19 protein-coding genes are annotated in these 22794 nt (G+C 71.3%); 12 read left to right on the top strand and 7 right to left on the bottom strand.

The features are described from left to right. Nucleotides 1-6: 6 nt before the first annotated feature. From ACWEF6_RS22735 to ACWEF6_RS22720, 4 genes are all read left to right on the top strand, one after another. The gene (locus ACWEF6_RS22735) at nt 7-348 is read left to right on the top strand and encodes an ArsR/SmtB family transcription factor (RefSeq protein ID WP_449684789.1); all 342 of its coding nucleotides are present in this window, start codon (nt 7-9) and stop codon (nt 346-348) included. Next, complete coding sequence (locus ACWEF6_RS22730; RefSeq protein ID WP_310973950.1) at nt 345-581, top strand: hypothetical protein; 237 nt, start codon at nt 345-347, stop codon at nt 579-581. Before ACWEF6_RS22735 ends, ACWEF6_RS22730 begins: the two co-directional genes overlap by 4 nt. A gap of 113 nt (nt 582-694) precedes the next feature. After that, complete coding sequence (locus tag ACWEF6_RS22725) at nt 695-2797, top strand: MMPL family transporter (RefSeq protein WP_449684788.1); 2103 nt, start codon at nt 695-697, stop codon at nt 2795-2797. Nucleotides 2798-2824: 27 nt separating this feature from the next. Beyond that, nucleotides 2825-3745 (top strand): DMT family transporter, encoded by a 921-nt coding sequence (locus tag ACWEF6_RS22720; RefSeq protein WP_449684787.1) that lies wholly within the window; start codon nt 2825-2827, stop codon nt 3743-3745. Here the strand turns inward: ACWEF6_RS22720 and ACWEF6_RS22715 are convergent. Next, nucleotides 3688-5826 (bottom strand): putative bifunctional diguanylate cyclase/phosphodiesterase, encoded by a 2139-nt coding sequence (locus ACWEF6_RS22715; protein WP_449684786.1) that lies wholly within the window; start codon nt 5824-5826, stop codon nt 3688-3690. The genes ACWEF6_RS22720 and ACWEF6_RS22715 overlap by 58 nt on opposite strands. Before the next feature lie 278 nt (nt 5827-6104). Between ACWEF6_RS22715 and ACWEF6_RS22710 the strand changes: the two genes are divergently transcribed. The 4 genes from ACWEF6_RS22710 to ACWEF6_RS22695 all read left to right on the top strand — a co-directional run bounded on the left by ACWEF6_RS22710 (nt 6105) and on the right by ACWEF6_RS22695 (nt 10409). Beyond that, on the top strand, nt 6105-7403 hold the full coding sequence (locus ACWEF6_RS22710) for a cytochrome P450 (RefSeq protein WP_449684785.1): 1299 nt from the start codon (nt 6105-6107) through the stop codon (nt 7401-7403). A 110-nt stretch (nt 7404-7513) separates the two neighbouring features. Continuing rightward, on the top strand, nt 7514-8455 hold the full coding sequence (locus ACWEF6_RS22705; protein ID WP_449684784.1) for a ParA family protein: 942 nt from the start codon (nt 7514-7516) through the stop codon (nt 8453-8455). Next, entirely contained in the window at nt 8452-9069 is a 618-nt protein-coding gene (locus ACWEF6_RS22700; RefSeq protein ID WP_449684783.1) for a hypothetical protein, read from the top strand. Before ACWEF6_RS22705 ends, ACWEF6_RS22700 begins: the two co-directional genes overlap by 4 nt. After that, the gene (locus ACWEF6_RS22695) at nt 9063-10409 is read left to right on the top strand and encodes a restriction system modified-DNA reader domain-containing protein (protein ID WP_449684782.1); all 1347 of its coding nucleotides are present in this window, start codon (nt 9063-9065) and stop codon (nt 10407-10409) included. The genes ACWEF6_RS22700 and ACWEF6_RS22695 overlap by 7 nt, the downstream gene beginning before the upstream one ends. A 130-nt stretch (nt 10410-10539) precedes the next feature. Here the strand turns inward: ACWEF6_RS22695 and ACWEF6_RS22690 are convergent, their stop codons facing one another. Then, nucleotides 10540-11013, bottom strand: coding sequence for a M15 family metallopeptidase (locus ACWEF6_RS22690; RefSeq protein WP_449684781.1), 474 nt, complete (start codon nt 11011-11013; stop codon nt 10540-10542). 88 nt (nt 11014-11101) lie between these two features. Between ACWEF6_RS22690 and ACWEF6_RS22685 the strand changes: the two genes are divergently transcribed. Then, entirely contained in the window at nt 11102-11779 is a 678-nt protein-coding gene (locus ACWEF6_RS22685; protein ID WP_449684780.1) for a response regulator transcription factor, read from the top strand. 10 nt (nt 11780-11789) lie between these two features. Then, on the top strand, nt 11790-12866 hold the full coding sequence (locus ACWEF6_RS22680; protein WP_449684779.1) for a sensor histidine kinase: 1077 nt from the start codon (nt 11790-11792) through the stop codon (nt 12864-12866). Here the strand turns inward: ACWEF6_RS22680 and vanX are convergent. From vanX to ACWEF6_RS22665, 3 genes are read right to left on the bottom strand one after another with little or no spacing between them, the layout of a single operon-like run. Further along, entirely contained in the window at nt 12842-13450 is a 609-nt protein-coding gene (gene vanX, locus ACWEF6_RS22675) for a D-Ala-D-Ala dipeptidase VanX (protein ID WP_449684778.1), read from the bottom strand. The genes ACWEF6_RS22680 and vanX overlap by 25 nt on opposite strands. Continuing rightward, nucleotides 13447-14463 carry a D-alanine--(R)-lactate ligase gene (vanA, locus tag ACWEF6_RS22670; protein WP_449684777.1) on the bottom strand — a complete coding sequence of 339 codons (1017 nt, stop codon included), beginning with the start codon at nt 14461-14463 and terminating at the stop codon, nt 13447-13449. The genes vanX and vanA overlap by 4 nt, the downstream gene beginning before the upstream one ends. Then, on the bottom strand, nt 14450-15430 hold the full coding sequence (locus ACWEF6_RS22665) for a D-isomer specific 2-hydroxyacid dehydrogenase family protein (RefSeq protein WP_449684776.1): 981 nt from the start codon (nt 15428-15430) through the stop codon (nt 14450-14452). The genes vanA and ACWEF6_RS22665 overlap by 14 nt, the downstream gene beginning before the upstream one ends. A 266-nt stretch (nt 15431-15696) precedes the next feature. Here ACWEF6_RS22665 and ACWEF6_RS22660 point away from each other — a divergent pair, with 266 nt between their 5' ends. Next, a complete protein-coding gene (locus tag ACWEF6_RS22660; protein ID WP_449684775.1) occupies nt 15697-15969 on the top strand; it encodes a hypothetical protein in 273 nt (90 codons plus the stop codon). Further along, a complete protein-coding gene (locus tag ACWEF6_RS22655) occupies nt 15959-16399 on the top strand; it encodes a transposase (RefSeq protein ID WP_449684774.1) in 441 nt (146 codons plus the stop codon). The genes ACWEF6_RS22660 and ACWEF6_RS22655 overlap by 11 nt, the downstream gene beginning before the upstream one ends. Nucleotides 16400-16429: 30 nt before the next feature. Here the strand turns inward: ACWEF6_RS22655 and ACWEF6_RS22650 are convergent, their stop codons facing one another. Together ACWEF6_RS22650 and ACWEF6_RS22645 are read right to left on the bottom strand one after the other, a co-directional pair. Next, nucleotides 16430-16657 carry an MbtH family protein gene (locus ACWEF6_RS22650; RefSeq protein WP_449684773.1) on the bottom strand — a complete coding sequence of 76 codons (228 nt, stop codon included), beginning with the start codon at nt 16655-16657 and terminating at the stop codon, nt 16430-16432. Further along, complete coding sequence (locus ACWEF6_RS22645; protein ID WP_449684772.1) at nt 16654-22794, bottom strand: amino acid adenylation domain-containing protein; 6141 nt, start codon at nt 22792-22794, stop codon at nt 16654-16656. The genes ACWEF6_RS22650 and ACWEF6_RS22645 overlap by 4 nt, the downstream gene beginning before the upstream one ends.

The following is a 22794-nucleotide window of genomic DNA, read 5'->3' as shown; positions in this document are numbered from 1 at the left end:
GTTGGCATGTGGACGACGGGTGACGAGCTCCTGCGGCAGCTGGGCGCCTTCGGCAACCCGCACCGGCTGCGGATCGTCGCGGCCCTGCACGCCGAACGCACCTACGTCAGCAAGCTGGCCCGCGAGCTGCGGATCAGCCGCGCGCTGCTGCAGGTCCACCTGCGCAAGCTCGAAGCCGCCGGCCTGGTCACCGCCAGCTTCGAAGCCGGCGAGGACGGCAAGACGCTGCGGTTCTACGAGCTGACCCCGTTCTCCGTCGTGCTGACGCCGGAGGCGATCGCGGCCGCCGCGCCGACGCTCACCACACCGGATTCCGTCCACGGGGACGGCGAGGAGGGACGGACATGAACTGGCACCAGTGGCAGGAGATCATCGGCGTCACCGGGGTGTTCGCCCTGCTGTCGATCGCGATCGTGCAGCTGGCCTCGACCTGGCGCGCCAAGGCGAAGCTGGCGCGGGAGCACGAATACCGGGCGCTGGCCGAGAAAGCCGTCCGGACGCAGGAAGAGACCGAACGGCAGCTCAAGGACGTCCAGGACCGGCTGCGCTCCATCGAACGCGTGCTCAAGGAGGTCGACTGAAGTGAGGCCCTGGACCGCCGAGCGGCAACTCGGCGGCCCAGGAAGAAGAAGCAATCACCTCGCCCGAGGGCGAGCTCTCATCGGATCACTCCTTCACGGAAGGACCTTAGTTCATGCTGCCCGCAAAAACGCCGGTGGCCGAGACGGTCACGAACTGGTCGTTGCGGCACCGCGCCGCCGCGATCCTCGGCTGGCTGGCGCTCGTCGCGCTGGCCTGGGCCCTCGGCACGTTCGCCCCCGGCACCGACGCACGCTCGAGCCCGGCCGGCGACGCCGGCACCGGCCAGGCCGTCCTCGACCGCCAGGCGACCCGCGAACCCTTCTGGGAAAACGTCCTCGTCCAGCCCCGGTCCCCCGCGGCCACGGCCGACCTCGTGACCACCTTGACGACGTCGGGCGCGGCCGCGGACCTCCGCTCCGAAGTCTCCGCCGACCACCGGTCGGAACTGGTCACCTTCCGGATCACCGGCAGTGGCCCCGAAATCCGGGCCAACCTGGCCACGGCGACGGCGGCCGTCGACACCGTCGCGACCCGGCACCCCGGCGTCCGGCTGGCCCAGGCCGGCGACCTCAGCGTGTCCGGCGCGGTCGACAAGAGCATCAAGGAGGACATCGGCCGGTCGGAGGCCCGCTCGCTCCCGATCACCGTGCTCGTCCTGCTGATCGTGTTCGGCTCGCTGGTCGCGGCCGCGATCCCGGTCCTGCTGGCGGCCACCGCGGTGGCCGCCACCTTCGGCTTCCTGTCCGTTGTGGACAATACGATCCCGGTCAACAGCGCGACTTCCGCGATCACCCTGCTCATCGGCATGGCGGTCGGGGTCGACTATTCGCTGTTCTTCCTGCGCCGGGTCCGGGAGGAACGCGAACACGGCGTCGACGAGGCCATCCGGATCGCGGCCCGGACGTCGGGGCACGTGATCGTCGTGTCCGGGCTGACCGTCGTGCTGTGCGTGACCGGCCTGCTGTTCACCGGCCTCGACAACCTCCAGGGCCTGACCGTCGGCACGATCCTGGTCGTCGGCCTGGCCGTGCTGGCCGCGGTGACAGTGTTGCCCGCGACGCTTTCCCTGCTCGGTTCCCGCGTCGACCGCGGCCGCATCCCGTGGCTGGGCCGTCGCCGCCTGCGCTCCCGGTTCTGGGCCGCCGTGGCCGACGTCGTCACCCGGCGGCCCGCGGTCTGGAGCGGACTCGCCACCGCCCTGCTCGTGCTGCTCACCATGCCCGCGCTGGGCATGCGGCTGCAGGACCCGGCACCGACCGAGAGCCTGCCGCGCAGCATCCCGGTGATCGACGCGGCCGTGCGCGTCCAGGAAGCGTTTCCCGGGGTCACCATGCCCGCGCACGTCGTGCTCTGGAACACCCGCGGCGGCCCGGTCGACACCCCCGCGCTGCGGCAGGCGATCGGCGCACTCACCGCAGAGGTCCCGCGCCCGGCCGTCGTCGTCCCGGTGGACCAGGCGCTCGTCGTCCGGATCCCGCTCGGCGGCACCGGCAACGACGAAGCGGCGAGCCGCACGCTCACGACGTTGCGGGAAACCCTGCTGCCGCGGACGGTCGGGCGGATCGACGGGGTCGGGTACGCGGTGGCGGGCCGGACCGCCGAAGCGCACGACTTCACCGAGCAGGCGATCGCCCGGGCGCCCTACACCTTCGGGTTCATCCTGCTGCTCGCCTTCGTGCTGCTGCTCGTGGTGTTCCGATCGGTCGCGGTGCCGGTGGTGTCGATCCTGCTCAACCTGCTGTCGGCCGGCGCGGCCTACGGCGTGCTCACCCTGGTGTTCCAGGACGGGTTTCTCGCGCCACTGCTGGGTTTCACGCCCTACGGCGGGGTGCTCGGCTGGCTGCCGTTGTTCCTCTTCGTGCTGCTGTTCGGCCTGAGCACCGACTACCACGTGTTCATCCTGAGCCGGATCCGCGAGCGACGGCGGTCCGGCGTGCCGGTCCGGCAGGCGATCGTCGAAGGCACCGCGCGCAGTTCCGGCGTGGTGACGAGCGCCGCGCTGATCATGACCGGGGTGTTCAGCGTCTTCCTCAGCCTCGCCGCGATCGAGTACAAGATGCTCGGCCTCGGTATGGCCGTCGCGATCCTGCTCGACGCGACGATCGTCCGGGGCGTCCTGCTGCCCGCCGCGCTGGCGCTGTTCGGCGACCGGCTCTGGCGCAGGCAGGAATTAGCACCCCTTAAAGATCCGTCCAGAACTCTTCACTTGTCCTGACAGATCCGGTTCGGCACGGTTGATCTCATGAACGGTGGACGGGGCGCCTCGGCCCGGATAGCGGTCCTGGCCCTGCTGTGGGGCTCGGGTTTCCTCTGGATCAAGCTGGCCCTGACCGGGCTGAGCCCCGTCCACCTCACCCTCGTCCGCTGCGCCCTCGGCGCGCTGACCCTGCTCGGCCTGGCGTTCGCCGCCCGCCAACGCCTCCCGCGGGACGGCCGCACCTGGGCGCGGCTGATCATCGCCGCGTTCTTCTGCAACGCCTTGCCGTTCGCGCTCTTCGGCATCGGGGAACGCACCGTCGACTCCGGCGTCGCCGGCGTCATGAACGCCACCCACCCGCTGTGGTCACTGCTGATCGGCGTCGCGCTCGGGACGGAACGGCGGCTCAACCCCGCGCGGCTGCTCGGGCTGGCCCTCGGCTTCGCCGGCATCGTGGTGATCTTCGCACCGTGGCACCGGTCGGGGCTGCTGAGCACGGGTGCGCTGGCCCTGCTCGGCGCAAGCCTCAGCTACGCGATCGCGTTCGCCTACATGGCCCGGAAACTGCCGCCGGACGGCGCTCCGCTCGCGCTGTCGGCCGCGCAGCTGATGACCGCCACCGGGCTGACCGCGCTCGCCCTGCCGGTCGCGGGCACGGCGCCGCACCTGACGCTCACCGCCGTCGTCGCCGTGACGATCCTGGGGGTCTTCGGGACCGGGATCACCTTCTCCCTGAACTACCGGATCCTCACCGACGAAGGCCCGACCGCCGCGGCGACCGTCGGCTACCTGCTGCCCGTGGTGTCGGTGGCGCTCGGCGCGCTCTTCCTCGGCGAGCCGCTGTCGCTCCGGGTCGTCGGCGGGATGGCGGTCGTGCTGGTCGCCGTCGGCCTGACCCGGTGGCCGCCTCAGGTGCGCGCGAACTGCCCGGCGAGCTCGGCCGGCGGCCTGGCCACCCCGAAGTAGTCGCCGGTCGCCAGCTCCGCGCCGGCCGTGCGCCACCAGTCCGCCTGGTCCTCGGTGTGGATGCCGTCGACGACGAGCGTCGCGCCGACCTGCCGGACCAGCGGCACCAGGGCGCCGAGGAACGTCGAGTCCGACCACGCCTGCCACTCCGCGAGCCGCCGGTCCACGCGCACGATGTCCACCGGCAGGTCCTCGATCGCGCGCAGGTCGTCGGGCCCCAGCCCGAACTCGTCGAGCATGACGTGCACGCCGAGGTCGGCCAGCGTGGTGACGTTCTCGATCACGCCGGACACCGGCAGCGCGCCGGCCGGGACGCCGAGCATCAGCTGCCCGGGCGGCAGGCCGGTGTCGCGCAGCAGCCGCGTCACGCGCGTGCCGAGCGCGTCGTCGGACACCTGGTGGCCGGTCAGGCCGGCGACCATCGGGAGGCCGAAGCCCGCACGCTGGCGCCACCATTCGCCCTGCCGGCCCGCCGCACGCACCAGCCAGTCGCCGAGCGGCAGCATGAGCCCGGTCGACTCGGCGAGTTCGACGCAGCATTCGTGCGAGAGGGCCGTGTCGTCCGGCCGGTTCCAGTGCAGGCGGGCTTCGATGCCGGCGACTTCGCCGTCCGCCAGCCGCGCCATCGGCCGGTACCGCACGCCGAGCTCGCCGTGCTCCCAGGCGCCCGCCATGCCGACGGCCACCGCCTGCGTCCGCCGGTCGTGGGCGTCGGCCTCGCGGTCGAACATCTTCCACTGGCCGCGCCGCCGTTCCTTGGCCCGCCGCAGCGTCTGGTCCGCCTGGCGCAGCAGTTCGAGGGCGTCGATGCCCTTCGCCGGGCGGTGCACCACCCCGGCGCTGGCCGACAGCGCGAGCCCGTGGCCGTCGACGAAGAACGGCTCGGCGAGTTCGTCGTTGATCGCGCGCACGATCGTGTCGATGTCCGGCGTCGATTCGGTGTTCTCGACCAGGATGCCGAACTCGTCGCTGTGGAACCGCGCGATCATCGCGTTTTCGCGGGCCATCACCGCCTTGAGCCGCTGCGCGAAGTGCACCAGCAGCTGCTCGCCGACCCGGCGGCCGAGGCTGTTGCAGACCATGCCGAACGCGTCGAGGTCGACGTGGAACAGCGTGACCCCGTACGCCGGATCGGCGCGCCGCAGGGCCGTTTCCAGGTGCGTGCCGAAGTATTGACGGTTCGGCAGCCCGGTGAGGACGTCGTGCAGGGCCTGGCGGCTCAGCTCGCCCTGCAGCAGCATCAGCTCGGTGCCGTCCTCGATCACGACGACGAAGTGGGACGGCCGGTTTTCCGCGTCGCGCAACAGGGACGCGGTCAGCGAGATGCGGACGACGTCGCCGTCCTTGCGCAGCAGCCGTTCCGACTGCCGGATCCGTTCCTTGCCGCCGTCCAGCAGCGCCGTCATCGCGTCGCGGAGGACCTCGACGGACTCGGGGTGGACGACGTCGTACAGCACCGAGCCGGCCAGCTCCCCCGCCGGGTGCCCGAGCATCTCGGCCAGCGCCGCGTTGGCGCGCACGATCCGGCCGTCCAGCGCGACGACGGCGATGCCGCTCGCCGACGACGTCACCACCTCTTCGAAGCGCGCTTCGCTCTGCCGCAGGTTCCACTGCGCGTCCCGCACCGCCTTGATCAGCGACAGGTGCATGATCTCCTGCTGGTCGAGGACGCTGCGCTCGTGCGCGAGCAGGAAGCCGCAGGCCAGCGCGCCGAGCGCGGCCACGACCCGGTCGGCGGCGCCGTCCACCTCCTGGAGTTCGGGCAGCGTGGGCAGGCCCTTGCCGAGGACGTCGAGCGTGCACCGCAGCCCGGGCTCGCCGACGTAGCCGAGCGCGACCAGCCGCGCGCCGATCCGCTCGGCCGGGGTCAGGTCCGGGGACGTCCGGCGCAGGGCGTCGCAGAGCGTGCCGACCAGATCGCGCAGTTCCGCGTCGAGTTCTTCGCGGCTCAGCGACACGACGGTCACGCCGCTGAGCAGGTACGCCCATTTCCGGGCGAGCAGCACCCGCCCGCGGCCCGCATCGGGTGCGAGGGGCTGTTCCGGCTGGGATTCGATCATCGGCATGAGGACGTCCGCCATCAGATCCTGCGGCCGATTCCGCAGGAAAGCGCGATGGGTACGGTCATATCGGCACCCGGCGGAACGAATCCTGCTGATCGTGTCACGAAGAACACCTTCTTGATGAGGCATGTTTCAGCCGGCGGACGGAAAGAGCTTAGCGATTCCCCGCGGTTCGGCTACTGGGCCATCCGCGTGAGCCCACACCACCCGATCGGGCACTGTCCCGTTCGACCGGACAGGCCTACCGTGAGCCGTCTCGTTGGGAAATCCACACAATGGCGCAACGAGGAGTATGCATGAGCGTCCCGGTCGCACCCAGGCGGTGGCCTTTTCTCGGCCACACCCCGGCACTCCTCCGGCAGCGCTTCGCATTCACCGACACATTGCCCGCGCACGGCGAGGTCGTCAAACTCTATCTCGGACCGGCGCCCGTCTACTTCGTCGCGAGTCCGCGATTGGCCCACGAAGTGCTGGTCAACGAGGGACCGAAGTTCCGCAAGGGCGCGATGTTCGACAAGTTCCGGCCGTTCGTCGGAAACGGCTTGGTGCTTTCGAACGGCGACTTCCACCTGCGGCAGCGCCGGTTGCTGCAACCGGCGTTCCACCGCGACCGCCTGGCCGCGTACGCGGAGATCATGCGGCGCGCGGCCGCGGACCTGAGCGACTCGTGGCGCGCCGGCGAAGTGCGGCCGATCGACGACGACATGCAGAGCCTGGCCGTGACGATCGTCGGCGAAGCGCTGTTTTCCACCGAACTGGGGAAAGCGGCGATCGCCGAAGCCCGCCGCTCGATTTACGTGATCATCCAGCAGGGGATGATTCGCGCATTGTCGCCCAAGTTCGTCGAAAAGCTCCCGGTGCCGGGGAACCGGCGGTTCGACGAGGCGATCGCCCGGATGCAGGGAATCGTCGTCGAGGTGATCCACGACTGGCGGCGCGACGGCACCGACCACGGCGACCTGCTTTCGACGTTGCTGCTGGCCGGCATGACCGACGAGCAGGCGCGCGACGAGGCGCTCACCCTGCTCACCGCGGGCATCGAGACGACGGCGCTGGCGCTGGCCTGGACGTTCCACGAACTCGGCCGGCACCCGGAGATCGAGGCGCGGGTGCACGCCGAGCTCGACGAAGTGCTGGCCGGCCACCCGGTCACCGTCGAGGACCTGCCCCGGCTGACCTACACCCGGCAGGTGGTCGACGAGGTGCTGCGGCAATACCCGCTCTGGATGCTGATGCGCCGCACGCTCACCGAAGTCGACCTCGGCGGCGTCCGGCTGCCGGAAGGCGCGGAGGTGATCGTCAGCCCGCACGCGCTCCACCACGATCCCACGTCGTTCGCCGACCCGGACCGCTTCGACCCGGACCGCTGGACCCCGGAGCGGGCGGCGGCGGTGCCGAAGGGCGCGTTCGTGCCGTTCGGCGCGGGCACCCGGCAGTGCATCGGGAACCGGTTCGCCCAGAACGAGATCGTCATCACCCTGGCCACGGTGGCCGCCCGCTGGCGGCTGGTCCCGGTACCGGGCCGGCCGGTCCGCGTGAAGTTCACGTCGGCCGCGTACCCGGAAAGCCTGCCGATGACGGTGGTTCCCCGCTAGCGGCAGGCCAGATCCTGGACAGATCCGGGACAGTTGGCGGCGATGCGTGCCGATCCGCCCGCCCGCGTAATACAAACGGGCCGCAGGCACGAGACCACCGGGGAGTGCGCATGCGGGTCGTGGCGGTCATGAACTACAAGGGCGGAGTGGGCAAGACGACGCTGACGGCGAACCTCGGCGCGGTCGCCGCGAGCCGCGGCCTGCGGGTGCTGCTGCTCGATCTCGATCCGCAGACCAACCTGACGTTTTCGTTCTTCTCCATCGACGACTGGCACGAGCGGCTGGCGGACAAACGCACGATCAAGCAGTGGTACGGCGCCGAACTGCCCGGCCGCGACATTCCGCTGGCCCAGCTCGTCGTGTCGCCGGAACGGGTGAACAAGGTCCTCGACGGCACGGGCGGGCGGCTCGACCTGATCTCGTCCCACCTCGGCCTGATCGACATCGACCTCGAACTCGCCGCCCTGCTCGGCGGAACGACCACCCTCGACGGCTCGAAGCGGCGGTTCCTGGACCTGCACGGCTGTCTGCGGCAGGCCTTGGCGGACGACTTCTTCGCCGAGTACGACCTGGTCCTCATCGACTGCGCCCCGAACTTCGGCCTGGTCACGAAGACGGCGATCGTCGCGAGCGAGCGCATCCTCGTCCCGGCCAAGGCGGACTACCTGTCCACCCTGGGGCTGGACTACCTCGGGGGCAACTGCACCGGCCTGGTCGAGCAGTTCAACGACTTCGTCCACCACAAAGGCGGCAGCCGTGAGCACGAGCCGATCAATCCCGAGTTCCTCGGCGTGGTGTTCACGATGGTGCAGTTCTACGCCCAGCGGCTGACGGCCGCCCAGCAGAAGTACGTCGACGAAGCGCAAGCGAACTCCCAGGTTCCGGTGCTGAAGAGCTACATCCGCAACAGCACGCCCCATTTCGGCGACGCCGGTGAAGACGGCGTGCCGGCCATGCTTCGCGCCACCGGCCGCGACAACGTCGTGCGGGAGTTCGACGAATTCGCCGACGAGGTCCTGGGTGCCCTTTCCCTCTCCGGAGATCGCCGGTGAACGACCTGAAGCGGCTCGCCGCCCTTCAAGCGCGGGTGTTCGAGTTCCTGGAGCAGCAGGACGAGGCCACGCTGGAAGCGATCCTCGACGGCACGGCCCAGCTGGCGGTGTCCGGGCTTCCCGCGGATCTGTCGAAGCTGCCGAGGAAGGACCTGGTGGCGCTGGCCAAGAACCGCGGATTGCGCGGGTACAGCAAGCTGAACAAAGCCGACCTGGTCACCCTGCTCACCGGCAACAGCGCCGCCGCAACCCCGGCCGAGCCGCCACCCGCACCCGCCGCACCCCCGGCCGAGCCGCCACCCGCCGCCCCGAGGCCGGTCGCCACCGCACCGGCGGCCCCGGCTCCGCGGCCGGTCCGCACTCCTCCGGCGGCGACCGCGCGACCGGGCGTCGACGCGGCCGCCGTCGCCGCCCACCTGCGCGAAACCGAAACCGAGGAGCAGGGCGCCGCCTACCTCGACGCCCAGCGCCTCGACCGGGACAGCCTGCTCGCCGTCGCCACCGAGCTGCAGCTCACCCGGGTGGACCGCCTGAGCCAGAAGGAACTGAAACGCCGGATCCTCAAGCAGGCCATCGGCGCCCGGCGCAAGTTCGCCGGGCTGCGGAAGTGGTGACCGCCGACGGCCGCTCGATGCACCTGATCGACGGCCGCCGCGTCACCGTGCCGGACCTGCTGGAAGCCCGCCTGCTGGCGCCCGGGGCGAAGCTCAGGTTCGAGCGCAAGCGCGTCGGCGCGACCTTCGACGCGACCGTCACCGCCACCGGCAAGATCCGGCTCGAGCCCGACGGCGAGGAGTTCCGCTCACCCTCCCGCGCGGCGATGGTGGCCGCCGGGATGCGCGCGGTCGACGGGTGGCGGGCCTGGGTGGTGGTGGCCGAGCAGCGCCTGCTGGATTCGGTGCGCCAGGACTTCCTCGACCAGGCGATCTCGGCCACCGACCGGCAGAACGGGGACCAGCGCGTCCACGAGCGGTTGCGGCAGGCCCGCACCCGTGCCGACCAGGGCGATCCCGAGCGCATCACGGTCCGCGAGCTGCTGAAGCTGTGGGGCGTGACCGACCGCGGCGACCAGATCGGCCGGATCGAAGCGGGCCTGGCCAACCACGGATTGGTGACGTCCCCCGGCTTCCGCGCGGTCACCCTCGACACCGTCGTCACCCTGACGACGCCACCGGAGGAACCCGAAGAACCGGCGGCTCCCGACGTCCTGCCGGCCACCGAAGACGACGAAGGCGGCGGCGACCTGGACGTCCGCCTGACGGTGGGCAACCTGAAGCCGGTCGAAGGCCTGGCGTTCGTCGGGCCCAACAGCTCGCTCGATGAGGCCATCACCACGATGCTCCTCAACGACTTCTCGCAGCTGGCCGTGCTGAGCGGCCCGCGCAACCCCCGCGGAGCCGTGACGTGGCGCTCGATCGTGCAGGCCATGCACAGCAAGCCCGGGGCGAGGCTCGCCGACGCGATCGTCCACGCCGAAGTCGTCGCCTACGACCGCGACCTGTTCGACGTCCTGCCCACCCTGCAGCAGCAGGAGTTCGTGCTGGTCACCGACGAGAGCCGGGCCGTGCAGGGCATCGTCACGACCTCCGACGTCGCCCGGCGCTACGGCGAGATGGCCACGCCGTTCTTCCAGCTGGGCGAGCTGGACCAGACGCTCCGCTGGATCATCCGGTGCGAACTGGACCTCCCGGCCGTCCGGCCCCTGTGCGGCCGCCCGGTCGACAGCTTCGACCACCTGACCTTCGGCGACTACCAGCGCATCCTGGAGAACAAGGACGCCTGGAACCGCATCGGCTGGCCCCTGGACCGGCCGGCGTTCATCGCCCGCCTGAACGAGATCCGGCAGATCCGCAACAGCGTCATGCACTTCCACCCGGACCCGATCTCCGAAGACACCGTCGAGAAGCTGCGGCACTTCAACAGCCTGCTGCACCGCTACCGCACCCGCGCCTAGGACGCCTCCCACCGGCCGGAAAGCCCAGTGGGTGCTGCGGCGCGTCCTCCTCGAGCACGGCGGTCGCCTCGGGCAGCAGCCTCGCCCGGTCGTGCTCGGAAACCAGCGGAGCAGTCTCCTCCTCCGGCGGCTACCGCGTCCGCGGATCCTCCGACGGATCGGCGTACATCGGCGGGCACCCGTGTTCGACGGCTTCGGGCCGCAGCTCGTAGTGCCACGGCTCGTTGCGGTAGATCTGGCACAGCCCGTACCGCGCACCGTGTTCGGCCAGCCACTTCCGAGCCGCGGGCGGCCCGACATCGACGGCCTGGCCCCGCACGTGGGCCGACCGGTCCGGGGTCGTCACCCAGCGGGCCGCGGCCGCTTCCGAGCCGTGCTTCGCGATCCCCTGACGCCGTAGCTGTTCTTGGTACGCCCACGAACGCCAGCCGCCGTTGACGACGAACGACACCCCGTCGGCCGCGGCGGCCACCGCGGCCCGGCGGAGGGCGTCGAGCAGGCCGGGTTCGAGGTTCGCCACGGCCGGGGAGTCGTCGAAGACCGGCAGGCCGTCCGGGACGGCGCCGTGTCCCCGGCCGAGGGACGTGCGCTGGCTGGAGGTCATGGCCGTCAGTCAAGGCCGCGGGGTGTTGCCGGTACGTACGCGCTTTCCGATATGCGCCCGATAGGCACCCGCTCGTAGCATCGGCGGGGTGCGTGTCTTGATCGTCGAGGACGAGCCCTACCTGGCCGACGCCATCCGCGACGGCCTCCGGCTGGAGGCCATCGCGGCGGACACCGCCGGCGACGGCGACACCGCGCTGGAGCTGCTGAGCGTCAACACCTACGACATCGCCGTCCTCGACCGCGACATCCCCGGCCCGTCCGGCGACGAGGTCGCCCGGCACATCGTCGCCTCCGGCAGCGGCCTGCCGATCCTCATGCTCACCGCCGCCGACCGGCTCGACGACAAGGCCACCGGCTTCGGCCTCGGCGCCGACGACTACCTCACGAAGCCGTTCGAGCTCCGCGAACTCGTGCTCCGGCTCCGCGCCCTCGACCGGCGGCGCGCGCACAACCGGCCGCCGGTGCACGAAATCGCCGGCCTGCGCCTGGACCCGTTCCGCCGCGAGGTCTACCGCGACGGCCGGTACGTGGCCCTGACGCGCAAGCAGTTCGCCGTGCTCGAAGTGCTCGTCGCCGCCGGGGGCGGGGTGATCAGCGCCGAAGAGCTGCTGGAGCGGGCCTGGGACGAGAACGCCGACCCGTTCACCAACGCCGTGCGCATCACGGTGTCCGTGCTGCGCAAGCGGCTCGGCGAACCCGGGATCATCGCGACCGTGCCCGGCGTCGGCTACCGCATCGACACCGGCGACGAGGACCGTGGCTAGGGAACCGGGGTTGAGCGCCCGCCTGAAGCTCACCCTCAGCTACGCCGGGTTCGTCATGCTGGCCGGCCTCCTGCTGCTGGGCGCCGTCCTGGCCTTCTACCTGTACTTCCTGCCCAACGGCTGGATCATCACCGAGGGCAACTTCTGGATCAACCGCGCACGCCTGGTGCGCGCGTTCGTGCCGTTCATGGCCGTCGTGATCGTCTTCCTGCTGGTGTTCGGGCTGCTGGGCGGCTGGGTCCTGGCCGGCCGGATGCTCGACCCGCTGACCCGCATCACCGACGCCACGCGCGTCGCCGCCACCGGCTCGCTCTCCCACCGCATCCGGCTGCCCGGCCGCGCCGACGAGTTCCGCGAGCTCGCCGACGCCTTCGACACCATGCTCGCGCGGCTCGAGACGCACGTCGCCGAGCAACGCCGGTTCGCCGCCAACGCCTCCCACGAGCTGCGCACGCCGCTGGCGATCACGCAGAGCCTCCTCGACGTCGCCCGCAACGACCCCGAACGCACCACCGACGAGCTCGACGAACGCCTTCGCGTCGTCAACACCCGGGCGATCGAGCTCACCGAGGCCCTGCTGCTGCTCAGCCGCGCCGAGCAGCGGGCCTTCAGCCGCGACCGCGTCGACCTGTCCCTGGTCGCGGAGGAAGCCGCCGAAACGCTCCTGCCCCTCGCCGAGAAGCGGGGTGTCACCATCGAGACGTCCGGCGACGCCGCGCCCGCCCTCGGCTCACCGGCGCTCCTGCTGCAGCTGACGACGAACCTGGTGCACAACGCGATCGTCCACAACCTGCCCGAGCGCGGCGCGGTGTGGGTCACGACCGGCGCCGAGCCGGGGACGGTGGTGCTCACCGTGGAAAACACCGGCGACCACCTCCCGCGGCCCCTGGTGGCCACCCTCGCCGAGCCTTTCCAGCGCGGCACCGAGCGCATCCGCACCGACCAGGCGGGCGTCGGCCTCGGCCTGGCCATCGTCAAGAGCATCACCCAGGCCCACGACGGAACGCTGACGCTGGTCCCGCGACCGGCGGGCGGCCTCCGCGTCACCGTCCGGCTGCCCGATCACGCGACGGGGAAGTCGAAATAGGTGTCCGGGTAGGGCTCGTCCTTCAGGCCGTAGTGCCACCATTCGCGCTCGTACGCGGCAAACCCGCAACCCTCCATGATGGACCGCAGGCAGGCGCGGTTCGCGGCTTCGGCCTGCGGGATCCCCCGGGCGTCGTGGTGCGAGATCGCGTCCATCAGGTCGTGGCCACCGCCCATGGAGGCGAGCTCGCCGGTGTCGAGGTGGTAGAGCGTCAGATCCACGGTGCTGCCTCGGCTGTGCCCCGACTTGGCGGCCACGTACCCCTTGGCGAACATCGCGCGCCGGTCGATGTTCGGGTAGTGCCACAGCTTCGTGCGGCCGTCCTCGGGTTCGTCCACCCAGCGCAGGAAGCGGTCGACGGCGCGTTGCGGGCGGTAGCCGTCCCACAGCACCAGGCCGAAACCGAAGGACGCGGCCTTCTCCTGCGCTTCGCCGAGGGCAGCGCACAAGGTCTTCGTGCCGACGATCCGGTTGACCAGGTAGCCGTCCACCGGCTTGCCGGTGAAGTTGTCCCAGGTGGCGTACTTGGCGTCCCAGCGGATGCCGGGTACCACCTCGTCCACGAAGGCGAAGTCGTCGTTCATCGGGCGGTCCCGGCGACGATCCGGTCGATCAGGTCCGGGAGCGGCACCCCGGCGGCGGCCATCATCCGCGGGTAACGGCTGTAGGACGTCAGGCCGGGCAAGGTGTTGACCTCATTGAGGACCACCGTGCCGTCGTCGGTGAGGAACATGTCCACCCGGGCCAGTCCCCCGCAGCCCAACGCGCGGTAGATGGCTTTCGCCGTCTCCTGGACGCGGGCGCGGGTTTCCGCCGGGATGTCGGCGGGCACGACGGGCGTCGAGTTCTCGGAGCCGCTTTCGGGTGCGTCCTCCTGGTGGATCCGGAAAAAGCCGTGGGAAAGGGCGATCCGGTCCACTTCGCCGGCGAAGAGCTCCGGGCCGCGGCCCAGGATCGCGCACCCGACCTCGCTGCCGGCCACGGCCTCCTCGATCAGGACCTTCGAGTCGTACTGCGCCGCGGTCGCGATGGCCGCCGCCAGCTCGTCCGCACCGGACACCTTGCTGACGCCGAAGGAGGAGCCGGAACGGGCCGGCTTCACGAAAACGGGATAGGTGAGCCCGTCGACGTCCTCGCCCGCCTGAACGGTCCGGAAGTTCGGCGTGGCGATGCCCGCGCTCCGGGCGACGACGTAGGCGAGTGATTTGTCCATGCACAGAGCCGAACTCTGGACGTCGCAGCCGGCGTAGGGAAGGCCGGAGAGTTCCAGCAGACCCTGGATCGCCCCGTCCTCGCCGAGCTTGCCGTGCAGCACGGGCAGCACCACGTCCAGCTCGATCGTCTCGTACTTCCCGTCTTCCAGGACGAGCAGCCCGGGAACGCTCCGGTCCGGCGACAGAACGACGGTCCGCCCGTCTTCCCAGCCCGCTTCCGGTCCGTCACAGAGCTTCCAGGCCCCGGTCTTCGTGATCCCGACCCAGCTCGGTGCGTACTTCCCGGTGTCGAGGTGTTTCGCGACCTCTTGCGCGGACTTGACCGAGACGGGGTGTTCTTCGGAACCGCCCCCGAAGATGATCCCGAGCCTAACCTTGGCCATGCCGTTCCCCGCTTTCGAATTTCAGGCAGTTGACGATGGAGTTTTCGACGGTGTCGCGCAGCGCGTGGTCCGTGTAATAGGCGGTGTGCGGGCTGACGAGCACGTTCGGCAGTTTCTGCAGCCGCACCAGCAGGTCGCTCTCGACGGGCCGCCCCCGCCAGTCGGCGTAGAAGACGCCTTCTTCTCCTTCGAGGACATCGAGTGCGGCCCCGCCCAGCCGGCCGGTTTCCAGCGCCTCGACGAGGGCTCCGGTATCGAGAAGCGGCCCTCGCCCGGTGTTGACGACGAACGCACCGGGCTTCATCAGCTCGAGCCGCCCCCGGTCCAGGAGGTGACGCGTACCGGCGTCGAGTGGCGTGTGGAGGGTGACGATGTCGCTCGACCGCAGCAGTTCTTCGAGCGGCAGGTAGTCGACGTCCGCGTGCGGCCGGCTGTCGTACGCCACCACCCGGGCGCCGAACCCGCGCAGCCGCCGGACGACCGCGGCGCCGATCCGTCCGGTCCCGATCACCCCGACGGTCAGATCGCGCAGTTCCTTTCCCCGCACGTCGTTCAACCGGTAGTCGTGCTCGCCGGCCCGCCGGATGACGGACCGGGCGTCCCGCGACAGCATGAGCATGAGCATGAGCGTGTAGTCGGCCACGCTGTCCGGCGAATAGGCGACGTTCCCCACGGAAATGCCGACGCTGTGCGCGTACCCGACATCGACGTGGTCGTAGCCGACGCTCCTCGTGGAGAGGTAGGAGACGCCGATCCGGCTGAGCGCAAGAAGAGTCCGGTCGTCGACCGGCGACTTGTGGCCGACGCTGACGCACCGGCGGCCGGCGGCGAGCCCGACGTTGGCCTCGCACAGGGCAGCGTCCGTGATGGTCGGCGTCACCCCGAAGCGCGGCGCCAGCTCCCGGAACAGCAGGGCCTCATCGGGTGCACACCCATAGATCGTCATCCCGAGTGCCGGTTCGCTCATGCCGACCAGTCAAGGGAAGACGGCGTTGCCGGCACGTATGCGCTTTTGGATACACCGAAGATAAGTTACCGTCTGGTAAGTACCCCCGAGAGGAGATCATGGCCTGTCGCCGCTGGGCCGCCGCCGGTCAAGCGGGATCGCCCCAGCCGTGCCCGGCAACTCGGCGACTACACCCCGCTGTCCAGCTAGTGCTCTGTCCATGAACGTTGGCCGGTTTGGTGACACGCCGGTCGGCGTTTGGGGCTGGTGATCGGCTTGCGGCCAGGGTGGGTGGATGGCACGAAATCAGTTTCCAGCGCACCGAGACCTGGAAGGAGTCCAACGACCCGGACCGGGACGCGAAGCTGGCCAGGATCGAGCACGTCACCAGCAAGTTCCCGGAGCGGGTGTTCGCCTTCGACGAGTTCGGCCCGCTCACAATCCGGCCCCACCTCGGTGCCGGATGGGCCCGCAAAGGACATCCGGACCGGCTGCCTGCGAACTACCACAAGCTGCACGGGGTCCGGCAGTTTCCACGGCTGCTACTCCGTGGGCGATGACACCCTCTGGGGCGTCGTGCGCAGGAAGAAGTCCGCCGCGCACACCCTGGCCGCACTCAAATCAATCCGCGCCGCGCGTCCGGACGGGGCACCGATCTACATCATCCTGGACAACCTCTCCGCCCACCGCGGCAACGCGATTCGCACCTGGGCGGCACGCAACAAGGTCGAACTCTGCTTTACCCCGACCTACTCGTCCTGGGCCAACCCCATCGAGGCGCACTTCGGGCCGCTACGCGCCTTTGTCATCGCCGGTTCCGACCATCCCAACCACCCGGTGCTGGCCCGCAGGCTGCACGACTACCTGCGCTGGCGCAACGCCAACGCCCGGCACCCCGATGTGCTCTCCGCGCAGCGTCGTGAACGCGCACGCATCCGCAGTGAGAAGGGCATCCGCTGGGGCGGACAACCCCTCACCACCGCCGCCTGACCGACCCGGCGAACCTATCTGGACAGAGCACTAGCCCGGGTGCTTCGAGACACGTTGTCCCGTGACCGGTCCGTCCGAAGCAGACATGGCGCGACGGAGGCTTGCCGGGCGCATGTCGGTCCATACCTCGTCGATGTGGGACAGGCACTCCTCCTTCGTGCCGGTGAACCCGGTCGCGGTCCAGCCGGGCGGGCCTTCGCGGTCCGCCGGCCAGATCGAGTACTGCTCCTCGTCGTTGACGACCACCCGGTACGTCACTGCGGCTCCTCGGTGTCGGTGATGATGTTGTCCAGCACGGCTTCGAAGTTGGCGAGCACGTGCGCCACGAAGCGGTCGTCGTACCGCCCCCGGTCGAACACGGCTTCGAGGCGCATCCGGTCGCCCGGTGTGACCACCAGGGTGAACGGGTAGTTCGTCCACGTCTTCGCGGATACCGCGGTGGCGCCCGCCGGCGCGAGTCGTTCGCGGACCGACTCGCGCACCGGATAGTTCTCGACCACCAGGATGGTCTCGAACAGCGGCACATTGCCCGGCACCTCGCTCCAGCCGTGCACCCGCACCAGCGGTGTGTGGTCCGACGGCAGCTCCGCCTGGTGGCGCTGGTTGTCCTGCAGCCACGTCACCAGGTCCCCGTCCGCCGGGATGGTGACCCGCACCGGCAGCGTGTTGATGAACATCCCGAGCATGCGGGTGTTGTCCGGTTCCGTTGACCGGCCGCTGCGCGTCACGCCGAAGACGACGTCCGGGGTGCCCGCGTACCGGGACAAGACCAGACCCCACGCCGCCTGCAGCACCGTGTTCGCGGTGACCCGGTGTGTCCTCGTGAACCCGGTCAGCCGGTCACCGAGGTCGAGCAGGCGCTCGCACTGCGCGTGCCCCGACCCGCCGGACGCGCGCGACGGCAGTGGGGTCGGCTCGCGGAAGCCCGCCAGGTACCGCTGCCAGAACGGGCGGGCCAGCTCGTGGTCCTGCGCACGGAGCCACGCGATGTGCGCCGACCAGGACGGCGCCGGGTCGTGCGGTGGCGGTGCGCCGGCGCGGAGCGCGTCGTACACGGCGAGGTACTCGTCGACCAGCGCGACGAGGCTCCAGCCGTCCAGCACGAGGTGATGGCTGGTCAACGCCACCACCCAGGCCCCGTCTGCGAGGTCGACCATGGTCAGCCGGACCAGCGGCGCCTCGAACGGGTCGAAGCCCCGGATGCGGTCGGTCAGCAACAGCTCCTCGAGCCGTTTGCGGTGGGTGTCCGGCGGCCAGGCGGTGCCGAGGACGACGTCGGCGGCCGGTGTGGCGTGCCGGTCCACCACCTGCCACGGTTCTTGCCGGTCGTCGAGCACGAAACGGGTGCGCAGCACCGGGTGGCGGCGCGCCAGCTCCGCCCACGCCGCGGTGCACGTGTCCGGGTCGAGCCCCTCCTGCGGCCACACCGTCTGGCTGACGTACAGACCGCTGCCCGGTTCGGCGAGTACGTGGAAGAGCATGCCTTCCTGGGTCGGTGCCAGCGGGTACGCGTCCGCCGCGGCCGGGTCGCGGCGCAGGATCGCCGCACGCCGGGCGGCCCAGTCCGGCGGTATGACGACCGGCGCCTCGACCGGTGTGGCGACCGCGGCGAGCTCGGCGATCGTCTGGTGGGCGAAGAACTGCCGCGGGGTCAGGTGCAGCCCGGCGCTCGCCGCCCGCGCGACGATCTGGATGGCGCGGATCGAGTCGCCGCCGAGCGCGAAGTAGTTGGCGTCCGCCGCCGGCGCCGGCACGTCGAGCACCTGCGCCCAGACGGCCGCCAGGACCCGTTCCGCCTCCGTTTCCGGCGCCCGCCCGCCTGCCATCGCGGGCTCCGGTGGGGCCGGCAGCGCGCGCCGGGCGAGCTTCCCCGTCGGTGTCGTGGGCAGCTCGGTCAGCGGCACGTATGCCGACGGCACGAGCGCGTGCGGCAGCGACTCGGCGAGGAACGCGCGCAGCACGACCGGTTCCGCGACCGCCGCCACGGCGGGGTCCGCGACCACGTACGCCACCAGCACCCCGTGCACCGCGACGGCCGCCCGGCCGACGGTCGGGTGCGCCCGCAGCGCCGCCTCCACGTCAGCCGGGTCGAAGCGGACGCCGTTGACCTTGAGCTGGTCGTCGGACCGCCCGAGGTACTGCAGGGTGCCGTCGGGCAGGTGCCTGGCCCGGTCGCCGGTGCGGTAGAGGCGTTGCCCCGGCAGCGTCGGGTGGGGCACGAACCGGTCCGCGGTCAGCGTCGGGTTGCCGTGGTAGCCGCGGGCCAGGCCGGCGCCACCGACGTAGACGTGGCCGGGCAGGCCGGTGCCCACCGGGATCATCTCGTCGTCGAGCAACTCGACCCACGTGCCGTCGATCGGCCGGCCGACGGGCACGTGGCGGTGCACCGCGGGCGCCCGGACCTCGTGTGCGGTGGTCGTCATCGTCGTCTCGCTGGGGCCGTACATGTTGACCACGCGCGCCGAGGGCGCGACCACGGCGAGGTCGAGTACGTCACCCGCGTGCAGCGGCTCGCCGCTGACCAGGACGGTGCGCAGTGCCGGCAGCGTGACCCTGCGCCGGGCGAGGTGGCCGGTGAGCACCCGCAGGACCGACGGGACGACGGACGCGACCACGCTCACCGGTTCGGCTGCGAGCACGTCGACGGCCGTGTCCAGATCGGCCACCCCGTCGGTCAGCAGCGCGATCCGCGCGCCGACCGTCAGCGGGAACACGAGGTCGCGCAGGCTCGCGTCGAACGAGACGGTCGTCATCGCCGCCACGGTGTCACCAGGGCCCGCGTACTCGCGCCGCCGCATATCCGCGAGATAGTTCGCCACGCCGCGGCGCGTGCCCGCGATCCCCTTGGCCGCCCCGGTCGAGCCGGAGGTGTGCACGACGTAGGCCAGGCTGTCCGGCTCGGCCCGGGGGAACTCCGCGATCCGGTCGACCGGCCGGTCGCTTGCCTGGACCACCGGGCCCGCGAACCCCGGCAGAGGTTTCTTCGTCAGCAACACGCCGGGGCGGGTGTCGTCGAGGATTCCGGCCAGCCGAGCAGGCGGGTGCTCCGGGTCGAGCGGCACGAACCCCGCCCCGGCCCGCCACACCGCCATCAGGGCGACGACCAGATCCGCGTCCCGGCCGAGGTGGACGGCGACGAGCGTCTCCGGTCCCGCACCGGCCGCCACGAGCCGGGTGGCGAGGCGGTCGACACGGGCGCCGAGCTCGGCGTACGTGACGTCGGTCCCGGCGGCACGCACCGCGACCCGGTCCGGCCGGGCAGCGATCTGCCGGGCCACCGGCTCCCACGGGTCGGCCACCGCGGGGGTGACCCGTCGCGGGACCGGTGCCGGGGTGAGCGGCACGCGCATCACCGGGCGGTCCGGTTCGGCGGCGACGAGGTCGAGCAGCCGCAGCCAGTGCGCCACGAACGTCTCCGCCCAGGCCTGGTCGACGACGTCTCTGTCGAACTCGAGCGTCCCGGTCAGGCCGCCGGCGTGCTCGGTCACCGCGAGCCGCAAGTCACACTTGACCCCGCCCACCGGGACCGGCACCGAGCGCGCGGCAAGGTCGGGCACGGCGAAGGCGGCCGCTGGATCGCTCTCCACGACGAACTGCGCCTGCACGATGGGATGCCGGGTGAGGTCGCGGTCCGGTGCCAGCGCCTCGACGAGACGCTCGAACGGCACGTCCTGGTGCGCGTAGGCGCCGAGCGCGGTCTCCGCCACCCGATCGAGCAGCTGCCGGAAACTCGGGTCGCCGGACACCGAGGTGCGAAACACGACCGTGTTGACGAACAGCCCGGCCAGCGGCTCGAAGTCGACGTGGTCCCGCCCGGAGACGGGGGAACCGACCAGCACGTCGTCCCGGCCGGTGTACCGGGCGAGCAGTGCCTGGTAGCCGGCCAGCAGCACCATGAACAGCGTGGCCTGCCCGGCCCTGGCGAGCTCGCGCAGCCGGGCACACAAGATGCCGTCGACGGTGAACGAGACCCGGCCGCCGTGGAAGTCCTGCACCGCCGGGCGCACCAGGTCACTCGGCAGGTCGAGCACGAGCTCCGCACCATCCAAAGCGGACTTCCAGTACGAGAGCCCGGCGTCGAGGCGAGCGCCGGTGAGCCGCTCTCGTTGCCAGGCGGCGAAGTCGGCGTACTGCATGGCGGGCACGGGCAGTTCCGCACCCGCGTAGATCGAGCCGAGGTCGCGAGCGAGCACGTCCAACGACATCCCGTCGGCGACGATGTGGTGCACCACGACGACCAGAACGTGCTCGTCCGCGCCGACCCGCAAGACCCGGGCCCGCACCAGCGGGTACGTCGCCAGGTCGAACGGCCGCGCGGTCTCCTCGGCCAGCGCGGCGGCCACCTCGTCCGGTGCGACATCGTCGACCGCCATCCTCGCCGCCCCGGGCGGGTGCACCCGGGCGTACGGCACACCGTTCTCGGCGTGGAAGGTCGTTCGCAGCGTCTCGTGGCGGGCGAGCAACCCGGTGACTGCCTCGCGCAGCACGTCGACGTCGAGAGGCCCGGACAGGTGCAGGGCCAGTGCCAGGTTGTAGGTGCCTGCCTGGTCTCCCACCTGCTCGACGAACCACAGCTGCTCCTGCGCGAACGACAGCGGCAGCGGCCGTCCGTCACGCGGCAGCGGCCGCGGTTCGTCCGCCGCGTCCCGCCCCCGGGTGGAGATCAGGTCGGCGAGACCCGCGACCGTGCCGGCACGCACCAGGTCGGCGAACGTGAGCCGGACGCCCAGCTGCCGCGCGATCCTGGTGACGACCCGGATCCCCGCGAGCGAGTGCCCGCCGACGTCGAGGAAGTGGTCGGTCACGCCGACCCCGTCGGCACCCAGTACCGCCGACCAGATCCCGGCGAGCCGCCGTTCGAGGTCGTTCGACGGCGCGACGTGGTCCTCGGCCCGCTCCGGGCCGGGCGCGGGGAGCGCGGCTCGGTCGACCTTTCCCGCGGGGTTGAGCGGAAAACGCGGCAACGTCACGTAGTACCGCGGCACGACCATGGCGGGCAGCGAGTCCGCGAGGTGCTCGCGCAGCTCCCGCGCGCCCGGCCCCGGCGTGCCGGGACGGGGCACCACGTAGGCGACGAGCCGTCCGTCGCGCTGGTGGACCACGGCGGCCGCGACCCCCGGATGGCCGGTGAGCACCGCCTCGATCTCGCCCGCCTCGACCCGGACTCCGTTGACCTTGATCTGGTTGTCCAGCCTCCCGAGGTAGTCGAGCTGCCCGTCCGGACGCTCGCGGACCAGGTCACCGGTCCGGTACAGGCGTCCGCCGGGCACGGTCGGATCGGGCACGAACCGGGCTGCGGTCAGGCCAGGTCTGCGGAAGTAGCCCCGGCCCACCGCGACGCCCCCGATGTGCAGCTCACCCGGTGTGCCGGGCGGGACCGGGCGCAGGTGCTCGTCGAGCACGTGCAGCGTGTTGCCGGGCACAGCGACCCCGATCGGCACGGGTGACTCGCCGCCCCGGCACCGGGCGAACGTCGAGGAGATCGTGGTCTCGGTCGGCCCGTAGAGGTTGTAGAACTCGACGTCGAGGGCCGCCGCCACCCGGTCGGCCAGGGCGGCGGGCAGCGCCTCGCCGCCCGCCACCAGCCAGCGCAGGCTCGCGCACGAGGCCGGGTCGGCCTCGTCGAGGAACAGGTGCAGCAGCGACGGCACGAACTGCGCGACCGTGACTCGTTCCCTGGCGATCAACGCGGACAGGTAGTCGGGCTCGCGGTGCCCGTCCTGCTTCGGCACGACGAGCCGGGCGCCGGTGGTCAACGGGAGGAACAGCTCCCACACGGACGGGTCGAAGCTGATCGCGGTGCGCAGCAGCACGGCATCGCCGGCGCCGACCGGCAGCAGATCCCTGGTCCACGCAAGGTAGTTGGCCACCGACCGGTGGTCGAGCATCGTGGCCTTCGGCCGCCCGGTCGAGCCCGACGTGTAGATGACGTAAGCGAGGTTGTCCGGCGCGGTACGGACGCGCAGGTCGATCCGGGCCCCGGCCAGGACCGTGCCGCGGTCCCGGTCGAGGCACACCAGCTCGGGCCGGTGCTCGTTGTCGTCGAGCAGCGCTCCCGCCCGGCCGGTGGTGTCGGTGACCAGCACCGCCGGGGTGGCGTCGGCGACCATGTACCGCAGCCGCTCGCGCGGGTAGTCCGGGTCGAGCGGCACGTACGCCCCACCCGCCTGCCAGATCGCGACGAGCGTGACGATCAGGTCGATGCCGCGCGGCAGGCACACGCCGACCACCGTCTCCGCGCCGACGCCGAGCTCGCGCAGCCGGGCCGCGAACCGCGCGGCCCGGTCATCGAGCTCGCTAAAGGTGAGGTGGGTGCCTTCGAACGTCACCGCCGTCGCGTCCGGTGCGCGGTGGCACTGCTCCTCGATGAGATCCGGGGTCGGGCGAAGGTCCAT

It is taken from the genome of Amycolatopsis sp. NPDC004772 (genome assembly GCF_053601215.1).
Note: the sequence above shows the minus strand (reverse complement) of the source record. Positions and strands in the feature narration are given on the sequence as shown.